Raw genomic sequence first — 26,403 nt, 5'->3', positions numbered from 1 at the left:
TTACCCCCTTAACTCTGCAGCTGGTGATACACGGCTACTACGGTATACCGGATATAATCCAGATATCCCAACCGCCAAGAAAATGCCTATGGTGGTCAAAAGTGCCAGCTCAATATCGAACTGATAGATTTGACGAACTTGCTCGGCAAACGCCATATAATCTGCCTGATACATACGTAGGTGGAACATCAATTCAAGTCCCGCGAATGCCAATACAAAGCCAAGTGCTACGGACGCAACCGTGAGCATCAAGATCTCTAAAAAGTGAATTTTCATTATTACCCCACGGTTTGCGCCGAGCGCTCGATAAAGGGAAATAAGCTTGCGATTGGCTTGGAATTTGGCGAGCAAAATGCCAACCGTATTCACTAAACAAATACCAAACAGAAAATACGAAAACGTTAGGTAAATGGCTTCCCATGCCAAAAAGCGTTGGATCAAAATATAGAGCTCGCCCATGCTATAAAAATCGGTGAGATTATTATGTTGAAAACGGCCTACCGCTTGCTGATTTGTAATATAGTTATTCAACCAAGTTTTTAGTTCTGCAAGATGTGCCGCACCCATATCATTTTGGTACTGGAACCAAACCGTCAAATAACCACATTCAGCACTTTTCAGCATGTCGATACTGCCGCTGCGTGGGTTGGTTGCGGTGTATAATTCATTTGTGCGGCAGCTTACTTGCCCCGTTCTTGGAAAGTTTTGCGTATAGGCATAATTTAGCGGGATAAAAGCATCGTGATTGTAATTATTACTAAAGCTCAAATCTTGGAAACGACGTTTATAATTACTTAAATCAACCACGCCCACGACTTGTATTTGTTCGCCTTGAACTTGAATAAACTGCCCAACAGAATTCGCCCCACCAAAAAGATGGTCGTTAGCGTTTTTACTGATCACAGCGACCGCTTCACCACTTTGTTGGCTTTGTTCACTCCAAGAAGCTCCGTGGATAAACGGCGCATCTAGTACACTAAACATATCTCTATCTGTACCAGAAGCTTCTACACTAATAGGCCTAACTGAGTTATCCGCCAGCCCCACAATAAACTCTGTGGTGTAGTTAAATGATAGATGCTCGTATGGTAAATCCGCTTGCTTAAGCGCCTCTGCATCTTGATATGTCCAGCGAGGAAATTGGTTAAAATCGACAACGTCTTGGTCGCCATCAAAAAAATTCAGACCCGCGGTGTACAAGTAATCACCCTTATGACCAATCACCTCACTGCTGCTTTGTTTTACAATGGCTGACATCGTCAACATCAAGGTGATCCCAACTGCAAGGTTGATCACCATCAGTGCGCTTAGCTTGGGTTTTTGCTTTAATCCCTGCCAAGCTAATAGTATTAGCTCTTTCATCGCTTACTCCTACACTGCCAGTTCGGTTAGCTGAGATTTAGTGATGTCGGTTAGCTCACCATCAAGAATTTGGATATTACGACCCGCTCGTCGTGCCAGCTCATTGTCATGGGTTACCATAATCAATGTGGTGCCCGCCTGATTCACTTCTTGTAATAAATCCATCACTTGTCTTGCCATTAAGCTATCTAAGTTACCCGTTGGCTCATCCGCAAGTAGGAATCTAGGTTTCCCTGCAAGCGCTCTGGCAATAGCCACACGCTGCTGTTGCCCACCACTTAGTTGTGCAGGATGATGTTTCATTCGGCTTGCAAGCCCAACGAGTTCAAGCGCTTCTTCAATGCGCTTTTTACGCTCACTGGCTTTTATTCCCCTAAAAATAAGGGGGACTTCAACGTTGTCATATAAAGATAAGTCGCTGATAAGATTAAAGCCTTGGAAGATAAAGCCAATTTTTTCGTTTCTTAGCTGTGACAGCTTTTTATCGTTAAGATTGGCAACGTTTTCACCATCTAAAAAATAGTCACCACGCTCAAAACGCTCTAATAAACCCGCAATATTCAAAAAAGTGGTTTTACCCGATCCTGACGGCCCTGTAACCGCAATAAACTCCCCTTCTTCAATGGTTAAATTAACATTGCTGAGCGCATGGGTCTCAATCAGATCTGTGCGATAAATTTTGCTTACTTCATTCATTTTTAACATTGTCTATTCCTTCTCATTCTTATTCGGTACGCAAGATGAGGCTACTTCCCGAGTAACACTCGCGCTTTGTTATTGAACGGATCTAAACTTGAGATCACGATTTCTTGTCCTTCACTCAGGCCCTCGATAATCTCAACTTCAGAAATACTTTTTACACCTAGCTGAATGGGTGTTTGATCAGCCTGTTCACCGACAACCGTATAGGTAAAACGCCCTGCGCCAGTTTCAACAAATGCGCCACGCCTTACTTTGAGCACGTCTTGCTTTTGCGACAGGATAATTCTTGTAGATACCTTTTGGTTTTGGCGAAGACCGCTTGGTTGTTCATCAAAACGTACTCGCGCACTGACACGGCCAGCTTCAATTTCAGGGGAAATAGCGACCAGTTTTGCATGATATTGATATTGATTGATAAATACTTCAGCGGCCATGCCGACTCCCAGATTGTCGGCGTAAATTTCTGGTATTTGCGCTTCAACCTCAAGCTCTGAAAGGTCAACCAAGGATATTAGCGCCGCATCTCGCTGTACAAATTGCTTTTGCTGAACATGCACCGTACCAACAATACCGGACAACGGCGATATAATGTTAAGTGCCGCTACCTGACGCTGCACTTCTTCTAAAATATGCTGTTGTCTGGTTAGGCTCAGCTCGCTACTTTTTAGCTCAAACGCAAGTCGCTCTTGCTCAAGCTTTAGCGAATCGATGGCGTGACGCTCTTGTAATTGCGCACGCTTAAGTTCAACCATTGACTGTTCAAGCTCTAGTTTTGAGATAATTTGCTTTTCGATGCTTTGTTTTGAGCGCGCCATTTCCCGCTCCGCCGCTTCTAAGTCTACTTTCGCCATTTCCATGCGTTGTTCGGTATCGAGTAGCTGCTGTTTAATCGAGATCCGTTGGCGCTCAACTTCGGTTTGTAAACGCTCAAATGTCGCCTCTTCTTGTAGTAAACGGTTGGTTAGCTCTGGACTGTCGATACTAAGTAACGCTTGCCCAGCTTTGATGGCATCACCGGGTTTAACGTTTAGCGTTACTGTGCCCGATGCGATGGCGTATAAGTCTGGATTATTCGCAGCGAGCGTACGCCCTTCAACACGAATATCTTCGCTGATATCACCTTTCACTACCGTGGCAAGACGTACTTGCTCCCGCGATACCGTCTGCTCTGCAGATAAAATCGTGTTAATGCTTGGCCAAGCACTAGTTAATCCACCTAAGGTGATGCCAACGGCCAACAACGCAATCACAGGCTTTTTTATGGTTCGCTTTTTTGCGATTTGTTTGTCTTGCGCACTTGTATCTTTAATCATGCTACCTCCTTGCGGACAAGTGGGTGTCCGCGATTATCATGTGTAACTAATTACAAGTAGCATGCCATAATTTATATTATTGTTTTATATGGTATTTATGAGATTTAACGGCTTTATTCAAAGGGATTGGACGGACACCGGACAGTTTGCGGACAATAGCAGAACAGGACTAAAACAGGTAGGTCGTGATTTATCACGACACCAGATTTTTGAGGTAACCGCACTCAAAAGAACGCGGGATGAACCCGCTCCCACCTAATACTGCTGCGCGTTTAGCACAAGGTTTGCCCTAGTAGCTCAGCAACACAGCTAGATCGCGATTAAAACTGGTAGGTCGTGATTTATCACGACATCAGATTTTTGAGGTAACCGCACTCAAAAAATCGCGGGATGAACCCGCTCCTAATCAATGTTGATGCGCGTTTAGCGTTAGGGGTAACCTGCTAACACACAAAAACTATTGGTGCTGGCTCACATCCCACAATTGCTTTAGCTCTTCAATAATGGCGGGGTCGTCAATGGTAGATGGCACGATAATGTCTTCTCCGTCTACTAGCTGGCGTAGGTTCTTTCTGAGAATTTTACCCGAACGGGTTTTGGGTAAACGCTCAACCACTTTAATAGTTTTAAGGCAGGCAATCGCGCCGATTTTTTCGCGGATCAGGCTTCTTATCTCCTCGGCAATTGCCGATTCAGTGGTGTTTACGCCATCTTTCAATACCACCATGGCAATGGGTACTTGGCCTTTTAACTCATCTTTACCGGCGAATACGGCGCATTCTGCAATTGCATTGTGGCCAGCAACGATTTCTTCCATTTCACCGGTTGACAACCTATGTCCGGCTACGTTGATTACGTCATCGGTACGGCCCATAATAAACAGGTAGCCGTCTTCATCAAAATAGCCGCCGTCACCAGAGAGATAATAACCAGGGTATTGTGATAAGTAACTGCCTTTAAAGCGCGCCGTGTTATTCCAAATAGTGGTTAAACAACCGGGAGGGAGTGGTAATTTCACCGCAACAACACCTTGTTGATTGGCTTCACATGTACTGCCGTCCACATCAAGGATCTCGACTTGATAGCCCGGTGTAGGAACTGTGGCACTGCCCGCCTTTGTAGGCATCAATTCAATCCCAACTGGGTTACACGCAATTGCCCAGCCCGTTTCCGTTTGCCACCAGTGGTCGATCACTGGCAGCTTTGTGGTGGACTGTAGCCAGTCGTAGGTAGCAGGGTCTAGTCGTTCACCAGCTAAAAATAGCGTTTTTAGACTGCTGGTATTGTAATTAGCCAAAAGCGCAGCGCTCGGATCTTCTTTTTTTATGGCACGAAATGCCGTGGGCGCACTAAAAAGTGCTGTCACTTGGTATTCTTCTACCACTCGCCAAAACGCCCCTGCATCTGGGGTTTTAATCGGTTTTCCTTCATATAATACGCTGGTGCAACCATAAATCAGCGGGCCATAAACAATATAAGAATGCCCCACAACCCAGCCAATGTCGGATGCAGCCCAAAACACTTCACCGGGCTTCATGCCGTAAACGGTTTTCATACTGTAGTTTAATGCCACAGCGTGACCGCCCTGCTCTCGTACTACTCCTTTGGGTGTGCCTGTGGTACCAGAAGTATACAAAATATAAAGCGGATGCGTGCTTGGTAACGGCACGGCATCAAAGGATTCAGGCGTGTTTGCCACCACAGTCCAATCTAGGTCCCTTGGCGATGACATCTGCGCTTGGTATGCCTCACGCTGTAACACAATGCAATGCTCAACTTGATGTTTTGCCGCCGAAAGCGCCTCGTCCAGCATAGGTTTGTATTCAATGGTGCGGCCTACTTCAATTCCGCAAGAAGCACTGATCACTAGCTTTGGCTTCGCATCATCTATTCTCACCGCAAGCTCATGAGGTGCAAAACCGCCAAACACCACGGAATGAATAGCACCCACGCGCGCACAAGCAAGCATGGCAACGACCGCCTCAGGCACCATGGGCATATAAATTACGACCCTATCCCCTACGCTTACACCAAGTTGATTTAAGCCAGCCGCAAAATGGCTCACTTGAGAGAGCAACTCGCGATAGCTAATTTTGCGTTTGGTATTCGTCACCGGCGAGTCATAAATTAATGCAGTTTGCTCGCCTTGGCCTTGGTGTACATGGTGGTCGAGTGCCAAATAACTGGTATTCATCAAACCATCACTAAACCAATGACTCAGCCCCTCTTGACCTTGGTTATGTCCGATTTTTGGTGGCGTATGCCAATCAAGCCGTGCCGCTTCTTTAAGCCAAAACGCTTCTGGGTCTTGGGTAAATGTGTGGTATGCCTGTTGATAGGTTATTGTTGTCATAATAAGTTACTCAGTTTCGCTGGAACTTAGTAAAGATAGATAAAAAACCGCCAAGTTTTGATGAGACTTTAGTCTTGCGAGGATGATATAGATCAAGGTTGATGTTAGGGAAAGGAGCAACCTCTAGTACAGGTGTTAATGAGCACTTGTTCTTCTAATTCGATATATATGTAATCACAGCGTCCTGAACAATAGCCATGAGAATAGATATGACTATTATTCAGAAATCCACTAGGGCCTATACAACCAAATTTACCTACTGCTCGCTTTCAAGCTTTAGCAGCAACGCTTTGATATCATCTTTTGCGCCGGTGATATGTTTTTTCAAAAAGTCGCAAGCCCCTTTGGTATTTGTATCGCGGCATAGCTCTAATAGCTGGCGGTGTTCCTCTGGTGCGGTTTTAATGCCGCCCGCAAGTAGGATGTGCATGCGCACGTAGCGCTCGGAGTTTTTACTGTACACATCTACCAGTTCGCGAGTTTGTGGGCGCTGCGCTTTGCTGTAGAGTTTGCTGTGAAATTCGGCGTTGAGTTTGCCCGTTGCCAGCTGTGTATCACCAGCGGCAGTGGCTTCTTCAAGCTCGGCTAAGATGGCTTCAGCTTCGAGCAGGTCGCGTGCGGTTAACTTGTCGATTGAGTGGCGTAACAGCTCAGCTTCTAACAATGCGCGTAGATCAAATATTTCATCGATTTGTTCGGCACTTAAGCGCGTGACCGTCGCACCTTTGTGCGCTTCAAAGTTAACTAAGCCTTCGGCTTCTAGTTGCAGGAGTGCTTCTCTAACGGGAATACGGCTTACATTTAACTCATCTGCCAGCGCGGCTTGCCTCAGCGGCTCGCCCGCTTTGATTTCGCCAGTGAGGATTTTTTCACGAATTGCTTCAGCAACTAATTGAGTTCGAGTTTTATGTACAATCGCCATAGTATTTAGTAATTATTGTTTTATGAACTCATTATAAACGTATCTGAGTTCAAATTGCATGTTTGTCGAGTATATAAGTTTGATGTGCGAATTATGTCTGAATAAATAAGCCCATAGCAGTACTATGGGCTTGGTTTGCTTAACTTTGTATACAAATTGGTCTTACGAATCGTTTGAGCGCTTCTAACCCTACCGATGTTGAACGTACATCGGTTGATGACGGAAACGGCCCACCGTGGTTCATGGTGGCGCACACTTCAACGCCCGTGGGCATTTGCCCGTAAATTAATCGACCTACGCGGTATTGTAACGCTTCTATAATATCTTCGGCTTGATGTAGGTCAGACTCAGTGCCATGAATACTGGCGGTGAGCTGTCCATCTAAGCCTGCGATTAAGTCTTCAAGCTGCGCTAAGTTGTCATAGCTCACCACTAAAGCACTTGGTCCAAAGACTTCTTCTTTAAGCCTTGCATCGGTTGCAAAGCTTTCGCTATCCGTTAGGAACAAGTGGGCGCTTGCGTGAAACGGCTGTGCTTGCTCACCTGCGCTTAATAAGATGACCTGAGGGTGTGTTTTTAGCGCCGTGATGCTGTTTTGATAAGCTTTTAAAATGCCTGGGGTCAATAAGGTATCTGAAGGCGCTGCACTAATATTTTGCTTAGCCGTCTCAATAAATGTTTGCGAACTACTACTTGGCACCAACCAAATACCTGGGCTAGTACAAAATTGACCATTACCCATAAGTAAGGATTGGACAAATTGTGCACCAAGCTCTGCGCCTTGCGACTGTACCTTTTCAGGTAAGACAATTTGCGGGTTTACGCTGCCAAGCTCACCGTAAAGCGGGATAGGTTCATGGCGCTTCACGATGGTGTCTTGCAATGCTTTTGCAACGCCAAAGGAGCCTGTAAATCCAACCGCTTTGATAGGCTCGGCTTTAACCAGGCAATGTGCGACATCGTATGCTTTCGCTTGCAGCATAGAAAACACCCCGCTGGGCATATCGCACTTGCTTATTGCTGCGGCAATGGCTTTAGTCATTAGCTCACACGTTGCTGGATGTGCTGGATGACCTTTATATACCACAGGGCAGCCAGCGGCTAACGCAGCTGCAGTATCGCCCCCAAGCGTAGAGAAGGCATACGGGAAGTTTGACGCGCCAAACACTGCAACAACGCCAATAGGAATATGCTTAAGCTGTGTTTTTGGCTTAGGCAGCGGTGTGCGATTTGGGTCCGCTTGCTCTTCCTTAGTCAGGCAAAGCTCAGCTAGGTTATCTCTCAGCGCTGCGGCAAATGCGTTTAATTGGTTTACCGTGCGGCCACGCTCGCCCTCGAGTCTTGGCCTTGGTAGGTTAGTTTCTGCCATTGTTGTGGTTATTAGCTCATCACCTAAGGCGAGAATTTCTTGGGCTATGGTCTCTAAAAATTCTGCACGAGCAGTCATCGACGTTTTACGATAAGCCTTAAAGGCCTGCTCCGCTGCATTAATGGCTTCTTCTACTTGTGCTTCACTGGCGTTAAAAAATGCTTGCGTTAACGGTTCATTGGTTGCCGGGCAAAACGCGTAAAACGTTGTTGCCGCTTGTGCGGCTTGCCACGCACCGTTGATGTAGCTCTTTCCTGATAAATTCATTGTTAGCTCCTGTTTTCTTTCAGTCTTAATGGCTAGAGCACCTGAAAACCAAATGCATATGGGTCTTCGTCATCTACAGTGATACAATTACTCCCCGTTTGACGTGCCCAGCCTTGAATACTTGGCAGAATTGCGGCTTTTCCCGCGACTTCAGTTGTGCCTTCAACCTTGCCGATAAATTGGCTGCCTATGATGCTCTCGAGAACAAAAGTATCGCCCTCTTTTATCAGTCCTTTTGCAAACAACTGTGCCATTCGTGCACTTGTGCCGGTACCACAAGGCGACCTATCAATCGCTTTATCGCCATAAAATACCGCGTTGGCCGCATGACTATCTGGATGTTGTGGCTTACCTGTCCATAACACGTGGGAGGCACCACACACGGTAGAGTCTTCAGGATGAATTGGATTTATTTGCGCGTTAACTGCCGCGCGCACTTTGGGGCTCCACGCCAGTAATTCGGCGGCGCAACTTTGATCCACACCAGCAAATAGACTTTGAGGCTCAACAATAATGTAAAAGTTACCGCCATAGGCAATATCAACGATGAGCTCCCCTAACCCATCAACATGGACAGGCACCGCTTGGTAAGCCAAAAATGCCGGCACATTGTAGAGCCTTACCCAAGTCACTTTACCTGCTTTCATCTCATAATAAGCATTCACGCGCCCCGCTGGGGTGTCAAGCTTGAGTACACCCTGTTCCTTTGGAGTAATAAGGCCGCCTTCAAGGCCAAAAGTGACTGTCCCGATAGTGCCATGCCCACACATAGGCAAGCACCCAGAGGTTTCGATAAATAGGATTGCCACATCCCCATCAGCAGTGGTCGGTGGATATAAAAAGGCACCCGACATCATGTCATGGCCTCTAGGCTCAAACATCAGTGCGCGCCTTATCCAATCGTAGTCACGTAAAAAATGCTGGCGCTTTTCACTCATGCTCTCGCCCAAAAGCGTTGGATGACCGCTTGTGACCAAGCGCACGGGATTGCCACAAGTGTGGCCATCTATACAATAGTAGGTGCCTAAAATCATACGCTTAGTCCAAGTTATATTGGCTTAAGTCAATTCGATTTGCCATCGCTTCATCGTACAAACGACTCACGTAAGCTTTTTGCTCTTGGGTGAGTGGCAATCTTGGAGAACGAGTCACTTCACTACCGCGTCCAGCCAAATGTTCTGCATATTTGATGCACTGCACTAGTGTTGGAATAGTATCTAAGCGTAGCAAAGGTAAAAACCAACGCCACAGCGCGCGCGCTTCCTCATAGCGACCTTGTTCAGCAAGTTTATAAATAGCCACTGACTCGCGTGGGAATACATTGGTCAATCCCGAGATCCAACCTGTCGCTCCCAGCATCAGGCTTTCCAGTGCGATATCATCAACACCACCAAATACCACGTAGCGATCGCCAAATGCGCTAAATAGCTCGCTAATACGACGGGTATCTTCCGTTGCTTCTTTTACAGAAACAATATTGGACTCCTCAGCTAAGGTTTTCATGCCTTCAATAGACACATCGACACCGTATGTCACCGGATTGTTGTAAATCATAATAGGTAATGCTGTGCTTCGCGCTACCTGTTGGTAATGATGAATCGCTTCGCGCTCGGTTGAGCGGTAGACCATCCCCGGCAATACCATTAGTCCATCTATGCCGAGCGCTTCTGCATCCTTGGCAAACTCGACAGCAAGCGCTGTTGTGGTTTCAGCCACACCACTAAGCAGTGGCACTCTATCACCTACCACTTCTGTTGCCGCTTTTAAAACTTGGCGTTTCTCGTCAGCCGTGAGTGAGCAGTTTTCACCGACGGTGCCTAATACTATGATGCCATGAACCCCTTCGTTAATCAGGTTATCTATCATCTCTTTGGTAGTATCAAAGTTGATACTTTCATCATCATGGAATTGAGTGGTTACTGCTGGATATACACCCTGCCAATTTACGTTCATGGTTCTCGCCTTTCATTAGGTTGTTTAGTTATTGTGCTTGCCATCATAGGTATATTGTATACAATAATCAATATTCAAAAGGCAGATTTTTTAGCCATCAACTCAAATGACTAGCCTAAATGTCTGTAATATTATGATTTATAAATGGTAAATTTTTTCTTTTAGGTATTTAAACGAGGCCTGATTGATGTCTATGTGGAAATACAATTTAGGATGGTGAGGTAAATTGTGGAAAGTAATAATAAAATTGCAGTGATAGGCGCAGGGATCATTGGGATCACCACCGCGCTGCAATTAGCTCGACGAGGCCACGCGGTTACCTTGCTCGATAAAAATCAGCCCGCAGAGGGATGCTCTAAGGGTAACGCGGGGCATTTTGCCACAGAGCAGGTATTCCCCATGGCAGACGCAGCTTTACTAACAAAGGTGCCTGGCATGTTAGTCAATCCGGTGGGGCCTTTGCGAATTGAGAGCACCTCTTTGCTCAAAAATATTCCTTGGTTTGTACGATTCTTAAAGCAAATGAAAAGCAGCTGCTTCCACAAAGGTACAATCGCACTTAGAAGTTTAAATGAACGCGCACTACCCGCATATCAGCGTTTACTTGGTGATAAGTATCATACACTTATATCTAGCAACGGCAGTTTACTGGTATTTGAAGGTGACGAAAGCTCTGCGCGTCAAAGCTATAACAAATACGCCGAACAAGATATCTCAGTGAGCTTACTTACGGGTGATCAAGCCCGAGAAATGGAGCCGAGCCTATCAAGTGCCATTACCTCGGCACTGTATTTTGATAAAGTCGCGCATAGCACAGATCCCTACGCTCTCTGTTTGACGTTATATGAACAGTTTATGCAGCTAGGAGGAGCATTCAAACAAGGCTCAATCGACAATATTACCCACACAGAGCGTGGCTACACACTTCACTCCAAAAGCCACAAGATGACCTTTAACAAAGTAGTTGTAGCAACGGGTGCTGCAAGTAAAACGCTCTGTGCGTCTTTAGGTTACTCACTGCCCATGATTGCCGAGCGTGGTTATCACAACATGTTGGCAGTGAATAATACGCTTACACGACCTGTCGCATCAAGTGAGCGAGGGTTTATCATGACGCCTATGTCACAAGGTTTGCGACTGGCCGGAACGGTAGAATTTGCTGCACTGGAGAGTAAACCCAACTACAGCCGTGCTCGCGCATTATTGCATCATGCAAGTATATTGTTAAACTCATCGCTGCCACAGCAAAATGATAACTTGTGGGTTGGCTGCCGTCCCTCACTCCCAGATTATTTACCTGTCATCGGACAAGCGCCAAATCATCACAACCTTTATTTTGCACTGGGTCATCAGCACTTAGGACTGACCCAAGCCGCAATTTCAAGTGAATGTATCGCAGATCTTATTGACAACAAGCCCAACGACATCGATCTTACTCCCTTTAGTATTGCTCGATTTAATTAGCTAAGGATCACGAAAATGAAAGGTATTGCATACCAGAGCGCGCAACAGGCGCTAGATAACTTAGAAGATATGACAAAAGGCGTAGCGCCAATTGGCGAAAGCGAGTATTTAGCAAGAATAGAGAAAGCTCAACAATATATGCAGCAGAACAACATTGATGCACTCTATTTAAATGCTGGTACAAATTTAAAATACTTTACTGGTTTGCAATGGTACGCCAGTGAGCGTTTGGTCGGTGCTATTTTACCCGCCAATGGACAAGTTCAGTTTATCGTCCCGTTTTTTGAAATTGGCTCTATTAAGGATTATTGGCTGATTGAAGGCCCTATTCATGCTTGGCAAGAAGAAGAATCTCCTTACGAGCTCCTCGCAAACGTACTTAACACACTCAATATTGATAGCACAGGCACACTCGCCATTGACGAAAGCACTGCGTTTTTTGTTGCTGATGGGATCAGACTCGCGGCACCTGAGCTTTCGCTTATCAATGCAAAGGCAGTAACCGCGCATTGTAGAATGCATAAGTCGGCTAATGAAATTGCCCTTATTCAACGTGCAATGGACATGACACTTGCCGTACATAAAGCAACGGCATCTATGCTGTATGAAGGGATCACCACAACCGAAGTTGAAGCCTTTATTAATGAAGCACACAAAAAAGTGGGGGCACCGGGCAATTATTTTTGTATTGTGCTATTTGGTGTGGCGTCGTCATTCCCACATGGTGTAAAAAATCCACAAACGCTGAAAAAAGGCGATGTGGTTCTCGTCGACACAGGTTGTAAGTTACACGGCTATCTTAGTGATATCACCCGTACTTATGTTTTTGGCGACCCCAGTGAAAAGCAAAAGTCCGTTTGGCAAATCGAGAAGCAAGCGCAAATTGCAGCATTTAATGCAGCCAAAATTGGTGCGCCCTGTGGCGCTGTTGATAAAGCCGCTAGAGAGTATATTGCCAGCAATGGGCTCGGTCCTGATTATCAACTACCTGGTTGCCCACATCGCACTGGACACGGTATCGGTTTAGATATCCACGAATGGCCTTATTTAGTCAAAGACAACCCTGAACCGCTTGCAGCTGGAATGTGTTTTTCAAATGAACCTATGCTGGTTATTCCTGATGAATTTGGCATTCGCTTGGAAGACCATTTCTATATGACCGACGATGGTCCGCGTTGGTTTACTGAACCTGCACATAGCATAGACAATCCTTTTGGGGTTGAATAACCTTAGTGATGGCTAAATGATGAGATGCTCTGATAAGCAGCTCATCATTTATCGTGATTGATTTAAGCACAGGTTAATTGGTATAAACTTAATATCTTCAATCTACTGCGTCACAACTTATGATAGCAACTACACCACCACCACCCTATTACGCCGTAATTTTTACCAATATTAAAAATGAAGACGACGAGGGCTACGCCCAAACCGCGTCGAGAATGGTCGAGCTTGCACAGCTTCAACCTGGATTTTTAGGATTAGAATCTGCGCGTGAAGAGATTGGGATCACCGTTTCTTATTGGCGCGACCTAGAATCAATCAAAGCATGGAAAGCCAATGCTGAGCATATTGAGGCACAAAAAAACGGCAATAAAAAATGGTATCAAAGCTATACAACTCGTATTGCTAAGGTAGAACGTGAATATAGCTTATAAGGCTACTAACGATTACCACCACCGACTAAATTGTCTTGCTCTAGCTGTTTTTATCTCTAGCAAGACAACTTCAAATTACGACAAAAGTCCTTCAAATAGCAACTAATATAAAAATTGCAACTTTTAAATAAAAAACTTCATAAATTACTGGTGGCATATTTTAAAAACTCTTCTATGATAAATTCTCAAATCAACGTAAGTTAACATTTTAAAGGAAAATAGAATGAAATCACTCATTGCGTTATCTATGGTATTAGGAGCATCGGTAGTATCTGCCCAAGAAGTTACTTATTATTCAAGTGAGTGCTATTATGCAGCTAATGGGATAACAAGCGTTAATGGCGTACTCTATAGTTATTCAGCTTCGGAGCGTTCAAATACGCCTTGGTATTTGACTGAAGAAGAAGCCACATGTGAAGGTGGTAAGGTGATACTTGGCACTTACAGGAGCTTTTTTGGTTCTTCAGTAATGTATAGAGATGTATATACCCCACTGCAAAGCAGTAAATTAAATACTAAAACCGTTAACGAGTAACCCCTAAATTATAATAAACCACTATAACTCCTATTTTTCTAATAGTGGTTTATTATTATAATTAATTTATTTTCTTTATTCTATTTTTAATTCTTGATAACCCTTGTGCCGTGCATCCTAGATAGTTTGCCAAATCTTGATTAGTAATCTTCATTACCCAATCAGTTCTATACTCAAGTAAAAATCGGTAGCGTTCTTCAACTGTGTTTAAAAGTAAAAAAGCTTCCTTTGCCTCTTTAAAGAGTAACTGTTGTTGAAACAACTTTAATTTAAGCTCTGTTGTTGTCTGCTGCTTGAACAGGTTCAAGGGAACGTGCACTAATATCGCATCTTCAATTACAGCTAGTTGAAAGTGGCTGGGTAAGTCCCTTATCCATTCGGCATACAAAATACATAGCTCACCTGGAAAATAAAACTCCTTATGCCTTATCTCTCCACCCTCGCTGATAGCTGAGGAAACTAGCTTCCCCTTTTCGATAAAATAGCCAATATCCTGTTTAGCACCTTGTGACAGCACTATTTCGCCTCGAGCATGTTTTGTTCTAATAAATTCAGGATGTTCATCAGTGAACGCTAAGAGTTCAGCTTTCATTGTTTCACAGAGCTGACCTAAAGTTTGGTAAGGCATACACAGTCCTCTCACTGAAGTCAAATTAATTACACTCGCTGTGATAATACCAATTTTTTGATCTACTTAAGTAACCAGAGCTTCAGGATAACAACTTGTTCGCTAGCAGCTGTTATCCCTTACTACTGCGTTAAATTTTCTTGCAATAGGCCAGCTATTGACGCACAAATTTGCCTTGTATTAAGAAATAAATTGTGGCTTGAGTGATATTACACTTTTGAACTTGGATATTTTAGTGGATTAACTAACTTCTTATCCCGAGTTCAGGTTAAGTAGATCAAAAAAGGCTCCATAAGGAGCCTTTTTAACGTGTGGTATTAACTTACCAACCCGCTTTCTCTTTTAGTGCAGAACCGATTTCTGCAAGAGAGCGAACTGTTTTAACACCCGCGGCTTCAAGTGCTGCGAATTTCTCGTCAGCTGTACCTTTACCGCCTGCGATAATTGCACCAGCGTGACCCATACGCTTACCTGGAGGAGCTGTAACACCTGCGATGTAAGAAACAACAGGCTTAGTTACGTTGTGCTTGATGTACTCAGCCGCTTCTTCTTCAGCTGTACCGCCGATCTCACCGATCATTACGATAGCTTCAGTTTGCGGATCGTTTTGGAACATCTCTAGTACGTCGATGAAGTTAGTGCCCGGGATTGGGTCACCACCGATACCAACACAAGTAGATTGACCGAAGCCAGCGTCAGTTGTTTGCTTAACTGCTTCATAAGTCAAAGTACCAGAACGTGACACGATACCTACTTTACCAGGTAAGTGGATGTGACCTGGCATGATACCGATCTTAGTTTCACCTGGAGTGATAACACCTGGACAGTTAGGACCAATCATGCGAACGCCAGTTTCTTCTAGCTTCACTTTAACATCAACCATATCTAGTGTAGGGATGCCTTCAGTGATACATACGATTAGTTCGATACCTGCGCTGATCGCTTCAAGGATAGCGTCTTTACAGAACGCCGCTGGTACGTAGATAACAGATGCAGTTGCACCAGTTGACTCTACCGCTTCACGTACTGTGTTAAATACAGGTAGACCTAGGTGAGTTGTGCCGCCTTTACCAGGAGAAACACCACCAACCATTTGCGTACCGTACTGGATAGCTTGCTCAGAGTGGAAAGTACCCTGACCACCAGTGAAACCTTGACAGATTACTTTAGTATCTTTGTTAATTAGTACAGACATTATTTGCCCTCCGCAGCAGCAACTACTTTCTCAGCAGCGTCAGTTAGTGACTCAGCTGCAATGATGTCAAGGCCAGAGTTAGCTAGTACTTCACGACCAGCTTCAGCGTTAGTACCTTCAAGACGTACAACTACTGGTACGTTTACGCCAACTTCTTTAACCGCACCGATAATACCTTCAGCGATCATGTCACAACGTACGATACCACCGAAGATGTTAACTAGTACTGCTTTAACATTGTCGTCAGAAAGGATAATCTTGAATGCTTCAGATACACGCTCTTTAGTCGCGCCGCCACCAACGTCTAGGAAGTTAGCTGGCTTGCCGCCGTGTAGGTTTACGATGTCCATAGTACCCATCGCAAGGCCTGCACCGTTAACCATACAACCAACGTTACCGTCTAGTGCTACATAGTTAAGTTCAAAGCTTGCTGCGTGTGCTTCACGAGCGTCTTCTTGTGAAGGGTCGTGGAATTCACGGATCTTAGGCTGGCGGAACAATGCGTTGCCGTCTACACCGATTTTGCCGTCTAGGCAGTGTAGGTTACCAGCGTCTGTGATCACTAGAGGGTTGATTTCTAGTAGAGCAAAGTCGTGGTTGATAAACATTTGCGCTAGACCCATGAAGATCTTAGTGAATTGCTTAACTTGAGTTGGGTTCAAACCTAGTTTGAACGCTAGCTCACGACCTTGGTAAGCTTGAGGACCTACTAGTGGGTCGATCTCAGCTTTATGAATTAGTTCAGGCGTTTCTTCTGCAACTTGTTCAATTTCTACACCACCTTCAGTTGATGCCATGAACACGATTTTACGTGAACCACGGTCAACAACAGCACCTAGGTATAGTTCATTTGCAATATCAGTGCAGCTTTCTACTAAGATTTTAGCAACAGGCTGACCTTTCTCGTCTGTTTGGTAAGTAACTAGGTTTTTACCTAACCAGTTTTCAGCGAATGCGCGGATTTCGTCTTTGCTGTCTGCAAGTTTAACACCGCCAGCTTTACCACGGCCGCCAGCGTGTACTTGACACTTAACAACCCACTTGTCTCCACCGATTTTACCAGCAGCTTCAACTGCTTCTTGAGGTGTATCACAAGCAAAGCCTTCTGATACAGGTAAACCATATTCGGCAAAAAGTTGTTTTGCCTGATACTCATGCAAATTCATGATGCTTTATCCAATTTTTTATACTAAAAAAGCTGAATATTTATGCAAATAGTCAGCTATCCCAAATTGCGCACATAGTATAGATCCCAAGGCTTCTGATGAAAACCCCACTTAGACCAAAGGCGCAAAAAAAAAGCTGTATGCGAGCATACAGCTTATTCTTTAAACAAATATTATACGTCTAGTAGTAGACGTGTTGGATCTTCAAGCAACTCTTTAATTGTTACTAGGAAACCAACTGACTCTTTACCATCGATTTGACGGTGGTCATAAGATAGTGCTAGGTACATCATAGGTAAAATTTCAACTTTACCGTTTACTGCCATAGGACGTTCTTGGATTTTGTGCATGCCCAAGATTGAAGACTGTGGCAAGTTGATGATAGGCGTAGATAGTAGTGAACCGAAGACACCACCATTGGTAATAGTGAAGTTACCGCCAGTCATATCGTCAACAGTTAGTTTGCCATCACGACCTTTAATAGCCAATTCACGAATATTCTTCTCGATTTCAGCAACAGAAAGCTTATCGCAATCACGTAGTACTGGAGTCACTAGACCACGAGGTGTTGATACCGCGATGCTGATGTCAAAGTAGTTGTGGTAAACGATATCGTCACCGTCGATTGACGCGTTAACTTCAGGGAAACGCTTAAGTGCTTCAGTTACCGCTTTCACGTAGAAAGACATGAAACCTAAACGAATACCGTGGCGCTTCTCAAATACCTCTTGGTACTGCTTACGAAGATCCATGATTGGCTTCATGTTTACTTCGTTGAACGTCGTAAGCATTGCTGTTGAGTTCTTCGCTTCTAGTAAGCGGTTAGCGATTGTCTTACGTAAACGAGTCATAGGTACACGTTTCTGAGTACGCTCACCTACCGGGGCAGCTGGTGCAGAAGCCGCAGGCTTAGACTCTGATTTTGCTGGTGCTTTAAGGAAAGCGTCCACGTCTTCTTTAGTAATGCGACCGCCTTTACCAGAACCTTTGATCTTAGAAGCATCAAGGCCTTTCTCTGCGATAAGACGACGAACAGATGGTGTTAGTACATCTGAGTTTTCGTCAGAAGCAGCAGCTGGTGCTTCTTCTTTCTTCGCACTTGATGATGCAGCTGGTGCGCCACCGGCAACGATTTTACCGATAACTTGATCACCTAGTACTGTCTCACCTTCAGCGTGGATGTGCTCACCCATCACACCGTCTTCAGGTGCAACAACTTCAAGAACCACTTTATCTGTTTCAATATCAACTAGGTTCTGGTCGCGGCTAACCGCTTCACCTGGTTGAACGTGCCAAGTTGCGATAGTAGCGTCTGCTACTGACTCAGGAAGTACAGGTACTTTAATGTCCACTTCTTTACCTTCTGCTGCTGGCGCCGATTCTGACGCTGCTGGTTTTTCATTTGATTGAGCAGGCGCTGCTGCTTCATCAGCAGCACCTAGTTGTGCAATAACTTGTTCGCCAAGAACGGTTGCGCCTTCCTCTTCAGAAATTGCAACGATAACACCATCTTCTGGTGCTACAACTTCTAAAACGACCTTATCCGTTTCGATGTCAACTAAGTTTTGATCACGAGTCACTTTATCGCCAACGCTTACATGCCATGTAGCAACCGTTGCATCGGCAACAGACTCAGGAAGAACAGGAACCTTAATTTCGGTTGTCATCTCTTATTCCTTATTTCTTAATTGTTAAAGCGTCAGCAATTAACGCGTTTTGTTCTTTAGTATGTGTAGACATGTATCCACATGCTGGTGCAGCTGAAGCCTTACGGCCTGCATAAGTCAGATTTGCGCCAGCTGGGATAGCTTCCCAGAAATGATGCTGTGAACAGTACCAAGCACCTTGGTTTTGTGGCTCTTCTTGACACCAAACAAAATCTTTTACGTGCTGGTAGCGAGCCATGATCTCATCCATCTCTTTGTGAGGGAATGGATATAGCTGTTCAACACGAACGATAGCCACGTTGTTAAGCTCTTGCTTACGACGTTCTTGCAGTAGTTCGTAATAAACCTTACCGCTACAGAACACAACACGCTCAACGTTTTCAGGATTGATATCATCAATCTCATCGATCATATTATTGAATACGCCTTCGGATAGCTCTTCTAGGCTAGAAACAGCTAATGGATGACGTAATAGCGACTTAGGCGTCATTACAATCAGAGGACGACGTAGTGGACGAACCGATTGACGACGTAGCATTGCGTATACTTGCGCTGGTGTTGACGGCACACATACTTGCATATTGTGGTCAGCACAAAGCTGTAAATAACGCTCTAAACGCGAAGAACTGTGCTCTGGACCTTGACCTTCATAGCCATGAGGAAGAAGTAGTGTTAGACCACATAAACGACCCCACTTCTGCTCACCTGAACTTAGGAATTGATCAAATACGACTTGAGCACCGTTGGCGAAGTCACCAAATTGCGCTTCCCACAGTACCAAAGACGTTGGCTCTGCTGTCGCGTAACCATATTCGAATGCAAGTACCGCTTCTTCCGAAAGTACTGAATCGTACACTTCGAACAAGCCTTGGCCTTCACGAATGTTTTGCAGCGGAAGATAAGTAGACGCGTCTTTTTGGTTATGAACTACGGCATGACGATGGAAGAATGTACCACGGCCAGAATCCTGACCGGTAAGACGAATATCAGTGCCTTCATCAACCAAGGTCGCGTAAGCCAATGTCTCAGCCATACCCCAATCAAGCATTTTCTCGCCTTGCGCCATAAGTTTACGATCATCGTAAATCTTTTTAACGCGAGATTGTGCTTTATGAGCTTCTGGGTAGCTCGCAATCTTTTCGCCAAGCGCTTTGAGTTTATTTAGCGCAACTTTTGGCTCATACGGCGTGTCCCAATCGTGACCAACATACTTAGACCAATCTGATGAGTGTTTGGTTTCTTTTTGAATTTCTTCTACAACACAAACGCCTTTATCAAGACCATTTCGGTAATCGTCAGCAATTTGTTTCGCATCGTCTTCAGAAATCACGCCTTCGCGTACAAGTTGATCAGCATACAATTGACGAGGTACTGGGTGCTTTTTGATCTTCTGATACATCAGCGGTTGCGTTGCATTTGGCTCATCCGCTTCGTTGTGGCCGTGACGACGGTAACATACTAAGTCAATCACCACATCACGTTTAAACTTGTTACGGAAATCAAGTGCAACTTGTGTAACAAAAGCAACGGCTTCAGGATCGTCTGCGTTCACATGGAAGATAGGTGCCTGAACCATTTTAGCGATATCAGTACAGTATTCAGTCGAACGAGTATCTTCGCGTTTTGACGTAGTGAAACCAACTTGGTTATTAACTACGATACGGATCGAACCGCCAACGCCGTATGCACGCGTTTGCGATAAGTTAAACGTTTCTTGAACAACACCTTGACCTGCGATTGCAGAGTCACCGTGAATTGTGATTGGTAATGCTTTAGAACCACTTTGGCAATTCAAACGGTCAAGACGAGCACGTACCGACCCCATTACTACCGGGTTTACGATTTCAAGGTGAGATGGGTTAAATGCCAATGCCATATGAACATTGCCGCCCTTCGTACCGAAATCTGAAGAGAAACCCATGTGGTATTTAACGTCACCAGAACCTGCGTGTTCGCCGTATTTACCAGCAAACTCGTCAAATAGTTCTTGTGGGTTTTTACCCAATACATTCACTAGTACATTTAGACGACCACGGTGGGCCATACCAATTACGGCTTCTTGCTGACCGCTTTCACCAGCACGGTGAATAAGCTCTTTCAGCATAGGCACAAGTGAGTCACCGCCTTCTAGAGAGAAACGCTTAGCGCCTGGGAATTTTGCGCCCAAGTACTTTTCTAAGCCGTCTGCAGCAGTTAAACCTTTGTAGATTCTTAGTTTGGTTTCTTTGTCGAATTGTGGCTTCGAGAAGGACGATTCCAAACGCTGTTGTAACCAACGTTTTTCTTCGGTAGACGTGATGTGCATGTACTCAGCACCGATAGAGCCACAGTATGTCGCTTTAAGCGCAGCGTACAAGTCTTTGAGTTTCATTGTCTCTTTGCCACAAGCAAAAGAGCCAACGTTAAATTCTTTATCTAAGTCTGCATCGGTTAAATCATGAAAAGCAGGGTCAAGATCGCGAACACGTTCTCTATCCCAAATCCCTAAAGGATCTAGGTTTGCGTTCTGATGACCTCTGAAACGGAATGCATTAATTAACTGCAGAACTTTAACTTGCTTGGCATCAGCAGAACCCTCTGCGGAAACCACGACTTCTCTGTGTTTGTTTTTAGCAAGCTCCGCAAATTGCGCTCTTACTTCTGAATGTTTAGTGTCAACATCCACTCCATCAACTTTAGGTAGTTGATCAAACACCTCTCGCCACTCTTCTGGCACTGAAGCTGCATCATCTAGATACGCCTCATATAGATCTTCTACGTACGCAACGTTACCGCCGTACAAATGCGAAGATTCTAGCCATGCCTTCATCACACCTTCGTGCATCTATTAGCCCTTTTATCTAGCGCAGAAACTCAAACGAAAACAAGATGGCAAGCTTTTGCTTGCCATCTTAGCTAGTAGTATGTGTTATACCGAACGGTTTAACAACATTGATTTAATTTGTCCAATTGCCTTAGTTGGATTAAGGCCTTTTGGACATACGCTAACACAGTTCATAATACTGTGACAGCGGAATACGCTGAACGCGTCATCAAGACCAGCAAGACGTTCTTCTGTCGCTGTATCGCGGCTATCAGCCAAGAAACGATAAGCATGTAGAAGACCCGCAGGACCGATGAACTTATCTGGGTTCCACCAGAAAGAAGGACAAGACGTTGAACAACATGCACAAAGAATACATTCGTACAGGCCATCTAGCTTTTCACGTTCTTCAATAGACTGAAGACGTTCTTCACCACCAGTTGGCTTGTCGTTGATCAAGAATGGCTTAACCTTCTCGTATTGCGTATAGAACTGGCTCATGTCGATTACTAAGTCACGGATCACCGGAAGACCTGGTAATGGACGAATGACGACCTTGCCTTTACCACCGTTCTGCAAAGCAGAAATTGGAGTAATACATGCAAGACCATTTTTACCATTCATATTAATACCGTCAGAACCACATACCCCTTCACGGCATGAACGACGGAAAGATAAAGATGGATCTTGCTCTTTTAACTGCATAAGAGCATCTAACACCATCATGTCACGACCTTCCTCTACTTCTAGAGAATAGTCTTGCATGCGTGGTGCCGCATCTTCATCAGGATTATAACGATAAACAGATAATTCTAAAGTTGCCATCGCTTAGCTCCTAGTATGTACGTGCTTTCGGTGGGAATGCTTCACGAGTCTTAGGCGCGTAGTTAACTTCACGCTTACTCATAGACTCAGACTCTGGGTTGTAAATCGAGTGACACAACCAGTTTTCATCATCACGCTCTGGGTAATCGAAGCGAGAGTGTGCACCACGACTTTCCGTACGGAAGTTCGCAGCAACCGCTGTCGAGTACGCTGTTTCCATCAAGTTATCTAACTCTAGACACTCAATACGTTGCGTGTTGAATTCAGCAGACTTATCGTCAAGACGTGCGTACTGTAGACGCTCACGAATTTCTTTAAGTTCTTTAAGACCTTCAGCCATTGCGTCACCTTCACGGAATACCGAGAAGTTAAGCTGCATACAACGTTGTAGATCTTTCTTGATTTGTACAGGATCTTCACCCTGACCTTTCGCAGAAGTTTCCCAACGGTTAGTACGCGCAAGTGCTGCGTCTACGTTATCGTTGCTTGCTTCTTTAGCGATTTCAGCATCTTTCAAGTAAGTACCAAGGAAGTTGCCCGCCGCACGACCAAATACGACAAGGTCAAGCAGTGAGTTACCACCTAGACGGTTTGCACCGTGTACAGATACACACGCAATCTCACCTACTGCGAATAGACCTTCAACGATCTTTTCGTTACCTTGACCGTCTACGTTTAGCACTTGACCGTTAACGTTAGTTGGTACACCACCCATCATGTAGTGACAAGTTGGGATTACTGGAATTGGCTCTTCTGCTGGGTCTACGTGTGCGAATGTCTTCGCTAGATCACAAACGCCAGGAAGACGTAAGTTAAGTGTCTCAGCACCTAAGTGGTCAAGCTTCAGCTTGATGTGCGGACCCCAAGGACCATCACAACCACGACCTTCACGGATCTCAGTCATCATTGAACGTGCAACAACGTCACGTGACGCTAGGTCTTTCGCGTTTGGCGCATAACGCTCCATGAAGCGCTCGCCATCTTTATTTAGAAGGTAACCACCTTCACCACGACAACCTTCTGTTACTAGTACACCCGCACCTGCGATACCCGTTGGGTGGAACTGCCACATTTCCATGTCTTGCATTGAAATGCCAGCACGAACCGCCATACCAACGCCGTCACCCGTGTTGATGTGCGCGTTAGTTGTTGATGCGAAAATACGACCCGCACCACCAGTTGCGAGGACAACTGCTTTTGATTTGAAATAAGTGATTTCACCTGACTCGATGTCGATTGCGGTGACACCCACTACATCGCCATTGTCATTTTTTACTAGATCTAGTGCATACCACTCAGAGAAAACGTTTGTTTTGTTTTTAACGTTTTGCTGATATAGGCAGTGTAGCAACGCGTGACCAGTCCGGTCCGCTGCGGCTGCTGTACGTGCAGCTTGCTCGCCACCAAAGTTTTTCGACTGACCACCGAAAGGACGCTGATATACGCGGCCGTTCTCAAAACGAGAGAAAGGTAGACCCATGTTCTCAAGTTCAGTGATAGCTTCTGGACCTGTTTTACACATGTACTCGATAGCGTCTTGGTCACCGATGTAATCAGAACCTTTAACCGTATCGTACATGTGCCATTCCCAGTTGTCCTCGTGAGAGTTACCTAGCGCAACGGTGATACCACCCTGTGCTGATACTGTATGAGAACGAGTTGGAAAAACTTTTGAAATAAGAGCACAAGTTTTGCCTGATTCCGAGATAGCAAGTGCCGCGCGCATACCCGCACCGCCTGCACCGACTACAACTGCGTCAAATTCACGTACGTTATATTTCACTTAAACACCCCACAGAACAAACAGACCAATAGCTACGTAAGCTAAAGCCATAAGGTTTAATACAAAGCCAAGAATAGTGCGAGTTGTTGAGTTCTTAACGTAGTCAGTTAGAACCTGCCACAAACCGATGCGTGTATGTACCATGATGCATACTAGTGTGATCATCGTTGCTGCTTTCACAGCTAAGTTTGAGAACAACCCTGACCAAGCTTCATAAGTCAGTTCAGGAGTAATTAGAAGATAGCCTACGATGAATACCGCGTAAGCTAGGATAATTAACGCAGTTGTACGTAGTGACACGTAGTCTTGTACGCCATCACGCTTTAGAGTCGCTTGATTTAAGACCATATCCATACTCCAGCCAAAATTGCTACGATAACCCAAAGTGCTAGTGCAATCTTCGCGCTATTGTTGCCTGATTCTAATTCTTCCCAATGTCCCATATCCTGGATCATGTGACGGATACCACCGATGATGTGGTAAGACAATACAGTTAGGGTGCCCCACGCGATGAATTTCGCGATAAAGCCAGACATCAGTTCTTTTACAAACTCGAAGCCTTCAGGAGAAGAAAGGGATTCAGACCAAGCCCAAATCACAAAGGTCAAAGCGAAGAAGAAAGCGACACCGGTGACACGGTGAAGAATCGACGCTTTAGCCGTTGGTGGCATAGATATAGTCGTAAGATCTAGATTTACAGGTCTTTGCTTTTTCACAGTTACTTGCCCATCTTTGCCCACAAAGGAGCTCATCTACTTGTTTTTATGAAACCCACCTACATATTGCAAATGTAGGTGGCACACTCTAGATAAACCAATTAGGACACCAAAAAGTTCACTCGAGTGTAAAAATTGATGTAAAAATAGGTTTACCCACAGACGATACGGTATAAAACCGTTGACAGTATATAAGGCTATGCGCCCTTTTACAATTCTTGTTTAGATAGAGACGCTTGCGAATTAGCGAATGGTCTAATATTTAATCGCCGTAGAATATTTATTATACATTTATGCATAAATCACAGAAAAATTGACTTTTAACCTAGGTTATAAGTTAGAATGATCTGAATTTGCTTAACATTAGTATCACAACATAACAATCAGAATATTGTTATTAAATAGGAGACAAATAGATGGCAGATAAAAAAGCCACAGTCCATATTGATGGTCACGATCCGATTGAGTTACCAATTTACGAAGGTACAGCTGGTCAAGACGTAGTTGACGTTCGTTCTTTAGGTGCTCACGGCCTATTTACGTATGACCCAGGATTTATGTCGACTGCCTCTTGTGACTCGTCTATCACTTACATTGACGGTGCCAAAGGTGTACTGCTTCATCGCGGTTATCCAATTGAGCAACTTGCTGAAAATTCTAACTATATTGAACTTTGCTACCTACTATTAAACGGTGAATTACCAAGCGAAGAACAACTAGCTGAGTTCTCAGATGAGATCACTCGCAACACAATGATGCACGAGAAGATTGCTGCGTTTTTCCAAGGCTTCCGTGTAGATGCACACCCTATGGCAATGCTATGTGGTGTAGTTGGTGCGTTATCTTCGTTCTACCACTCAGATTTGGACATTTCTGATGAAGATCAACGTATGCGTTGTGCAATCAAATTAGTAGCTAAGCTACCAACAATTGCTGCAATGGCGTACAAATATAACGTTGGCCAACCGTTCGTATATCCACGTAACGACTTGAGCTACGCAGAAAACTTCCTTCACATGATGTTCTCTGTGCCAGCTGAAGACTACAACGTCAGCCCTGTACTTGCTAAAGCAATGGATCGTATTTTCATGCTTCACGCAGATCACGAGCAAAACGCGTCAACTTCAACAGTTCGTCTTGCTGGCTCTTCAGGTGCAAACCCTTACGCGTGTATCGCGGCAGGTATTGCATCACTTTGGGGCCCTGCACACGGCGGCGCAAACGAAGCATGTTTAACTATGCTTGAAGAAATTGGTTCTGTTGATCGTATTGACGAGTACGTTGCAAAAGCAAAAGATAAGAACGATCCGTTCCGTCTAATGGGCTTTGGTCACCGCGTTTATAAAAACTTTGACCCACGCGCGACAGTAATGCGTCAAACGTGCCACGAAGTACTTAAAGAGCTAAACATTCAAGATCCACTGCTTGACGTAGCAATGAAACTTGAACAGATCGCCCTAGAAGACCCTTACTTCATCGAGAAGAAACTATACCCGAATGTAGACTTCTATTCTGGTATCATTCTTAAAGCAATCGGTATTCCAACAAGCATGTTTACGGTTATCTTCGCGATGTCTCGTACTGTGGGCTGGATTTCACACTGGAACGAAATGCTTTCTCAGCCAGGACACAAAATTGGTCGTCCGCGTCAGCTTTACAAAGGCTACACGTCTCGCGACTACAAAACACAAAACGACAGATAATCTCGTTATTGTGTTTGAA

General features: G+C 44.7%; 22 protein-coding genes. 5 read left to right on the top strand and 17 right to left on the bottom strand.

Annotation, left to right across the window (positions count from 1 at the left end):
• The 8 genes from CTT31_RS08315 to CTT31_RS08280 all read right to left on the bottom strand — a co-directional run bounded on the left by CTT31_RS08315 (position 1) and on the right by CTT31_RS08280 (position 10,241).
• Positions 1-1,362, bottom strand: a complete 1,362-nt coding sequence (locus tag CTT31_RS08315) for an ABC transporter permease (protein WP_260492338.1) — start codon at positions 1,360-1,362, stop codon at positions 1-3.
• A 9-nt stretch (positions 1,363-1,371) separates the two neighbouring features.
• Complete coding sequence (locus CTT31_RS08310; protein WP_010604884.1) at positions 1,372-2,067, bottom strand: ABC transporter ATP-binding protein; 696 nt, start codon at positions 2,065-2,067, stop codon at positions 1,372-1,374.
• A gap of 41 nt (positions 2,068-2,108) precedes the next feature.
• Positions 2,109-3,377, bottom strand: a complete 1,269-nt coding sequence (locus CTT31_RS08305) for an efflux RND transporter periplasmic adaptor subunit (RefSeq protein WP_260492337.1) — start codon at positions 3,375-3,377, stop codon at positions 2,109-2,111.
• A gap of 457 nt (positions 3,378-3,834) precedes the next feature.
• Entirely contained in the window at positions 3,835-5,730 is a 1,896-nt protein-coding gene (locus CTT31_RS08300; RefSeq protein ID WP_312026963.1) for a propionyl-CoA synthetase, read from the bottom strand.
• A gap of 256 nt (positions 5,731-5,986) precedes the next feature.
• A complete protein-coding gene (locus tag CTT31_RS08295) occupies positions 5,987-6,652 on the bottom strand; it encodes a GntR family transcriptional regulator (RefSeq protein ID WP_260492336.1) in 666 nt (221 codons plus the stop codon).
• A gap of 139 nt (positions 6,653-6,791) precedes the next feature.
• Positions 6,792-8,288, bottom strand: coding sequence for an aldehyde dehydrogenase (NADP(+)) (locus CTT31_RS08290; protein ID WP_260492335.1), 1,497 nt, complete (start codon positions 8,286-8,288; stop codon positions 6,792-6,794).
• Positions 8,289-8,320: 32 nt separating this feature from the next.
• Entirely contained in the window at positions 8,321-9,322 is a 1,002-nt protein-coding gene (locus CTT31_RS08285; protein WP_260492334.1) for a 4-hydroxyproline epimerase, read from the bottom strand.
• A gap of 4 nt (positions 9,323-9,326) precedes the next feature.
• Positions 9,327-10,241, bottom strand: a complete 915-nt coding sequence (locus CTT31_RS08280) for a dihydrodipicolinate synthase family protein (protein WP_069019092.1) — start codon at positions 10,239-10,241, stop codon at positions 9,327-9,329.
• 228 nt (positions 10,242-10,469) lie between these two features.
• On the opposite strand from CTT31_RS08280, the gene CTT31_RS08275 reads away from it, so the two are divergent.
• The 4 genes from CTT31_RS08275 (at position 10,470) to CTT31_RS08260 (ending at position 13,898) form a co-directional block, all read left to right on the top strand.
• On the top strand, positions 10,470-11,705 hold the full coding sequence (locus CTT31_RS08275; RefSeq protein WP_260492333.1) for an NAD(P)/FAD-dependent oxidoreductase: 1,236 nt from the start codon (positions 10,470-10,472) through the stop codon (positions 11,703-11,705).
• 15 nt (positions 11,706-11,720) lie between these two features.
• On the top strand, positions 11,721-12,932 hold the full coding sequence (locus tag CTT31_RS08270) for a M24 family metallopeptidase (RefSeq protein ID WP_260492332.1): 1,212 nt from the start codon (positions 11,721-11,723) through the stop codon (positions 12,930-12,932).
• A gap of 119 nt (positions 12,933-13,051) precedes the next feature.
• On the top strand, positions 13,052-13,363 hold the full coding sequence (locus tag CTT31_RS08265) for an antibiotic biosynthesis monooxygenase family protein (RefSeq protein WP_211859772.1): 312 nt from the start codon (positions 13,052-13,054) through the stop codon (positions 13,361-13,363).
• Positions 13,364-13,586: 223 nt separating this feature from the next.
• Positions 13,587-13,898: a hypothetical protein gene (locus tag CTT31_RS08260; protein ID WP_010371443.1), complete on the top strand. Its 312-nt coding sequence runs from the start codon at positions 13,587-13,589 to the stop codon at positions 13,896-13,898.
• A 61-nt stretch (positions 13,899-13,959) separates the two neighbouring features.
• Here the strand turns inward: CTT31_RS08260 and CTT31_RS08255 are convergent, their stop codons facing one another.
• The 9 genes from CTT31_RS08255 to sdhC all read right to left on the bottom strand — a co-directional run bounded on the left by CTT31_RS08255 (position 13,960) and on the right by sdhC (position 24,681).
• The gene (locus CTT31_RS08255; RefSeq protein WP_045990491.1) at positions 13,960-14,526 is read right to left on the bottom strand and encodes a Crp/Fnr family transcriptional regulator; all 567 of its coding nucleotides are present in this window, start codon (positions 14,524-14,526) and stop codon (positions 13,960-13,962) included.
• A 322-nt stretch (positions 14,527-14,848) separates the two neighbouring features.
• Positions 14,849-15,721: a succinate--CoA ligase subunit alpha gene (gene sucD / locus CTT31_RS08250; protein WP_010371451.1), complete on the bottom strand. Its 873-nt coding sequence runs from the start codon at positions 15,719-15,721 to the stop codon at positions 14,849-14,851.
• Positions 15,721-16,887, bottom strand: coding sequence for an ADP-forming succinate--CoA ligase subunit beta (sucC, locus tag CTT31_RS08245; RefSeq protein WP_010371452.1), 1,167 nt, complete (start codon positions 16,885-16,887; stop codon positions 15,721-15,723). Before sucC ends, sucD begins: the two co-directional genes overlap by 1 nt.
• A gap of 173 nt (positions 16,888-17,060) precedes the next feature.
• On the bottom strand, positions 17,061-18,554 hold the full coding sequence (gene odhB, locus CTT31_RS08240; RefSeq protein ID WP_095729280.1) for a 2-oxoglutarate dehydrogenase complex dihydrolipoyllysine-residue succinyltransferase: 1,494 nt from the start codon (positions 18,552-18,554) through the stop codon (positions 17,061-17,063).
• Between the two features lie 10 nt (positions 18,555-18,564).
• A complete protein-coding gene (gene sucA, locus CTT31_RS08235; protein WP_211859771.1) occupies positions 18,565-21,378 on the bottom strand; it encodes a 2-oxoglutarate dehydrogenase E1 component in 2,814 nt (937 codons plus the stop codon).
• Between the two features lie 84 nt (positions 21,379-21,462).
• Complete coding sequence (locus CTT31_RS08230; protein WP_102056724.1) at positions 21,463-22,182, bottom strand: succinate dehydrogenase iron-sulfur subunit; 720 nt, start codon at positions 22,180-22,182, stop codon at positions 21,463-21,465.
• 10 nt (positions 22,183-22,192) lie between these two features.
• Complete coding sequence (gene sdhA, locus CTT31_RS08225; RefSeq protein WP_010371464.1) at positions 22,193-23,965, bottom strand: succinate dehydrogenase flavoprotein subunit; 1,773 nt, start codon at positions 23,963-23,965, stop codon at positions 22,193-22,195.
• On the bottom strand, positions 23,966-24,313 hold the full coding sequence (sdhD, locus tag CTT31_RS08220) for a succinate dehydrogenase, hydrophobic membrane anchor protein (protein WP_010371467.1): 348 nt from the start codon (positions 24,311-24,313) through the stop codon (positions 23,966-23,968).
• Entirely contained in the window at positions 24,304-24,681 is a 378-nt protein-coding gene (gene sdhC / locus CTT31_RS08215; RefSeq protein ID WP_125252744.1) for a succinate dehydrogenase, cytochrome b556 subunit, read from the bottom strand. Before sdhC ends, sdhD begins: the two co-directional genes overlap by 10 nt.
• Before the next feature lie 416 nt (positions 24,682-25,097).
• On the opposite strand from sdhC, the gene CTT31_RS08210 reads away from it, so the two are divergent.
• Positions 25,098-26,384 carry a citrate synthase gene (locus tag CTT31_RS08210; protein WP_010371472.1) on the top strand — a complete coding sequence of 429 codons (1,287 nt, stop codon included), beginning with the start codon at positions 25,098-25,100 and terminating at the stop codon, positions 26,382-26,384.
• The last annotated feature ends 19 nt before the right edge of the window (positions 26,385-26,403 follow it).

Source organism: Pseudoalteromonas maricaloris (assembly GCF_024746855.1).
Lineage (GTDB): Bacteria > Pseudomonadota > Gammaproteobacteria > Enterobacterales > Alteromonadaceae > Pseudoalteromonas > Pseudoalteromonas maricaloris.
This window is presented reverse-complemented; position numbering and strand designations above follow the sequence as displayed.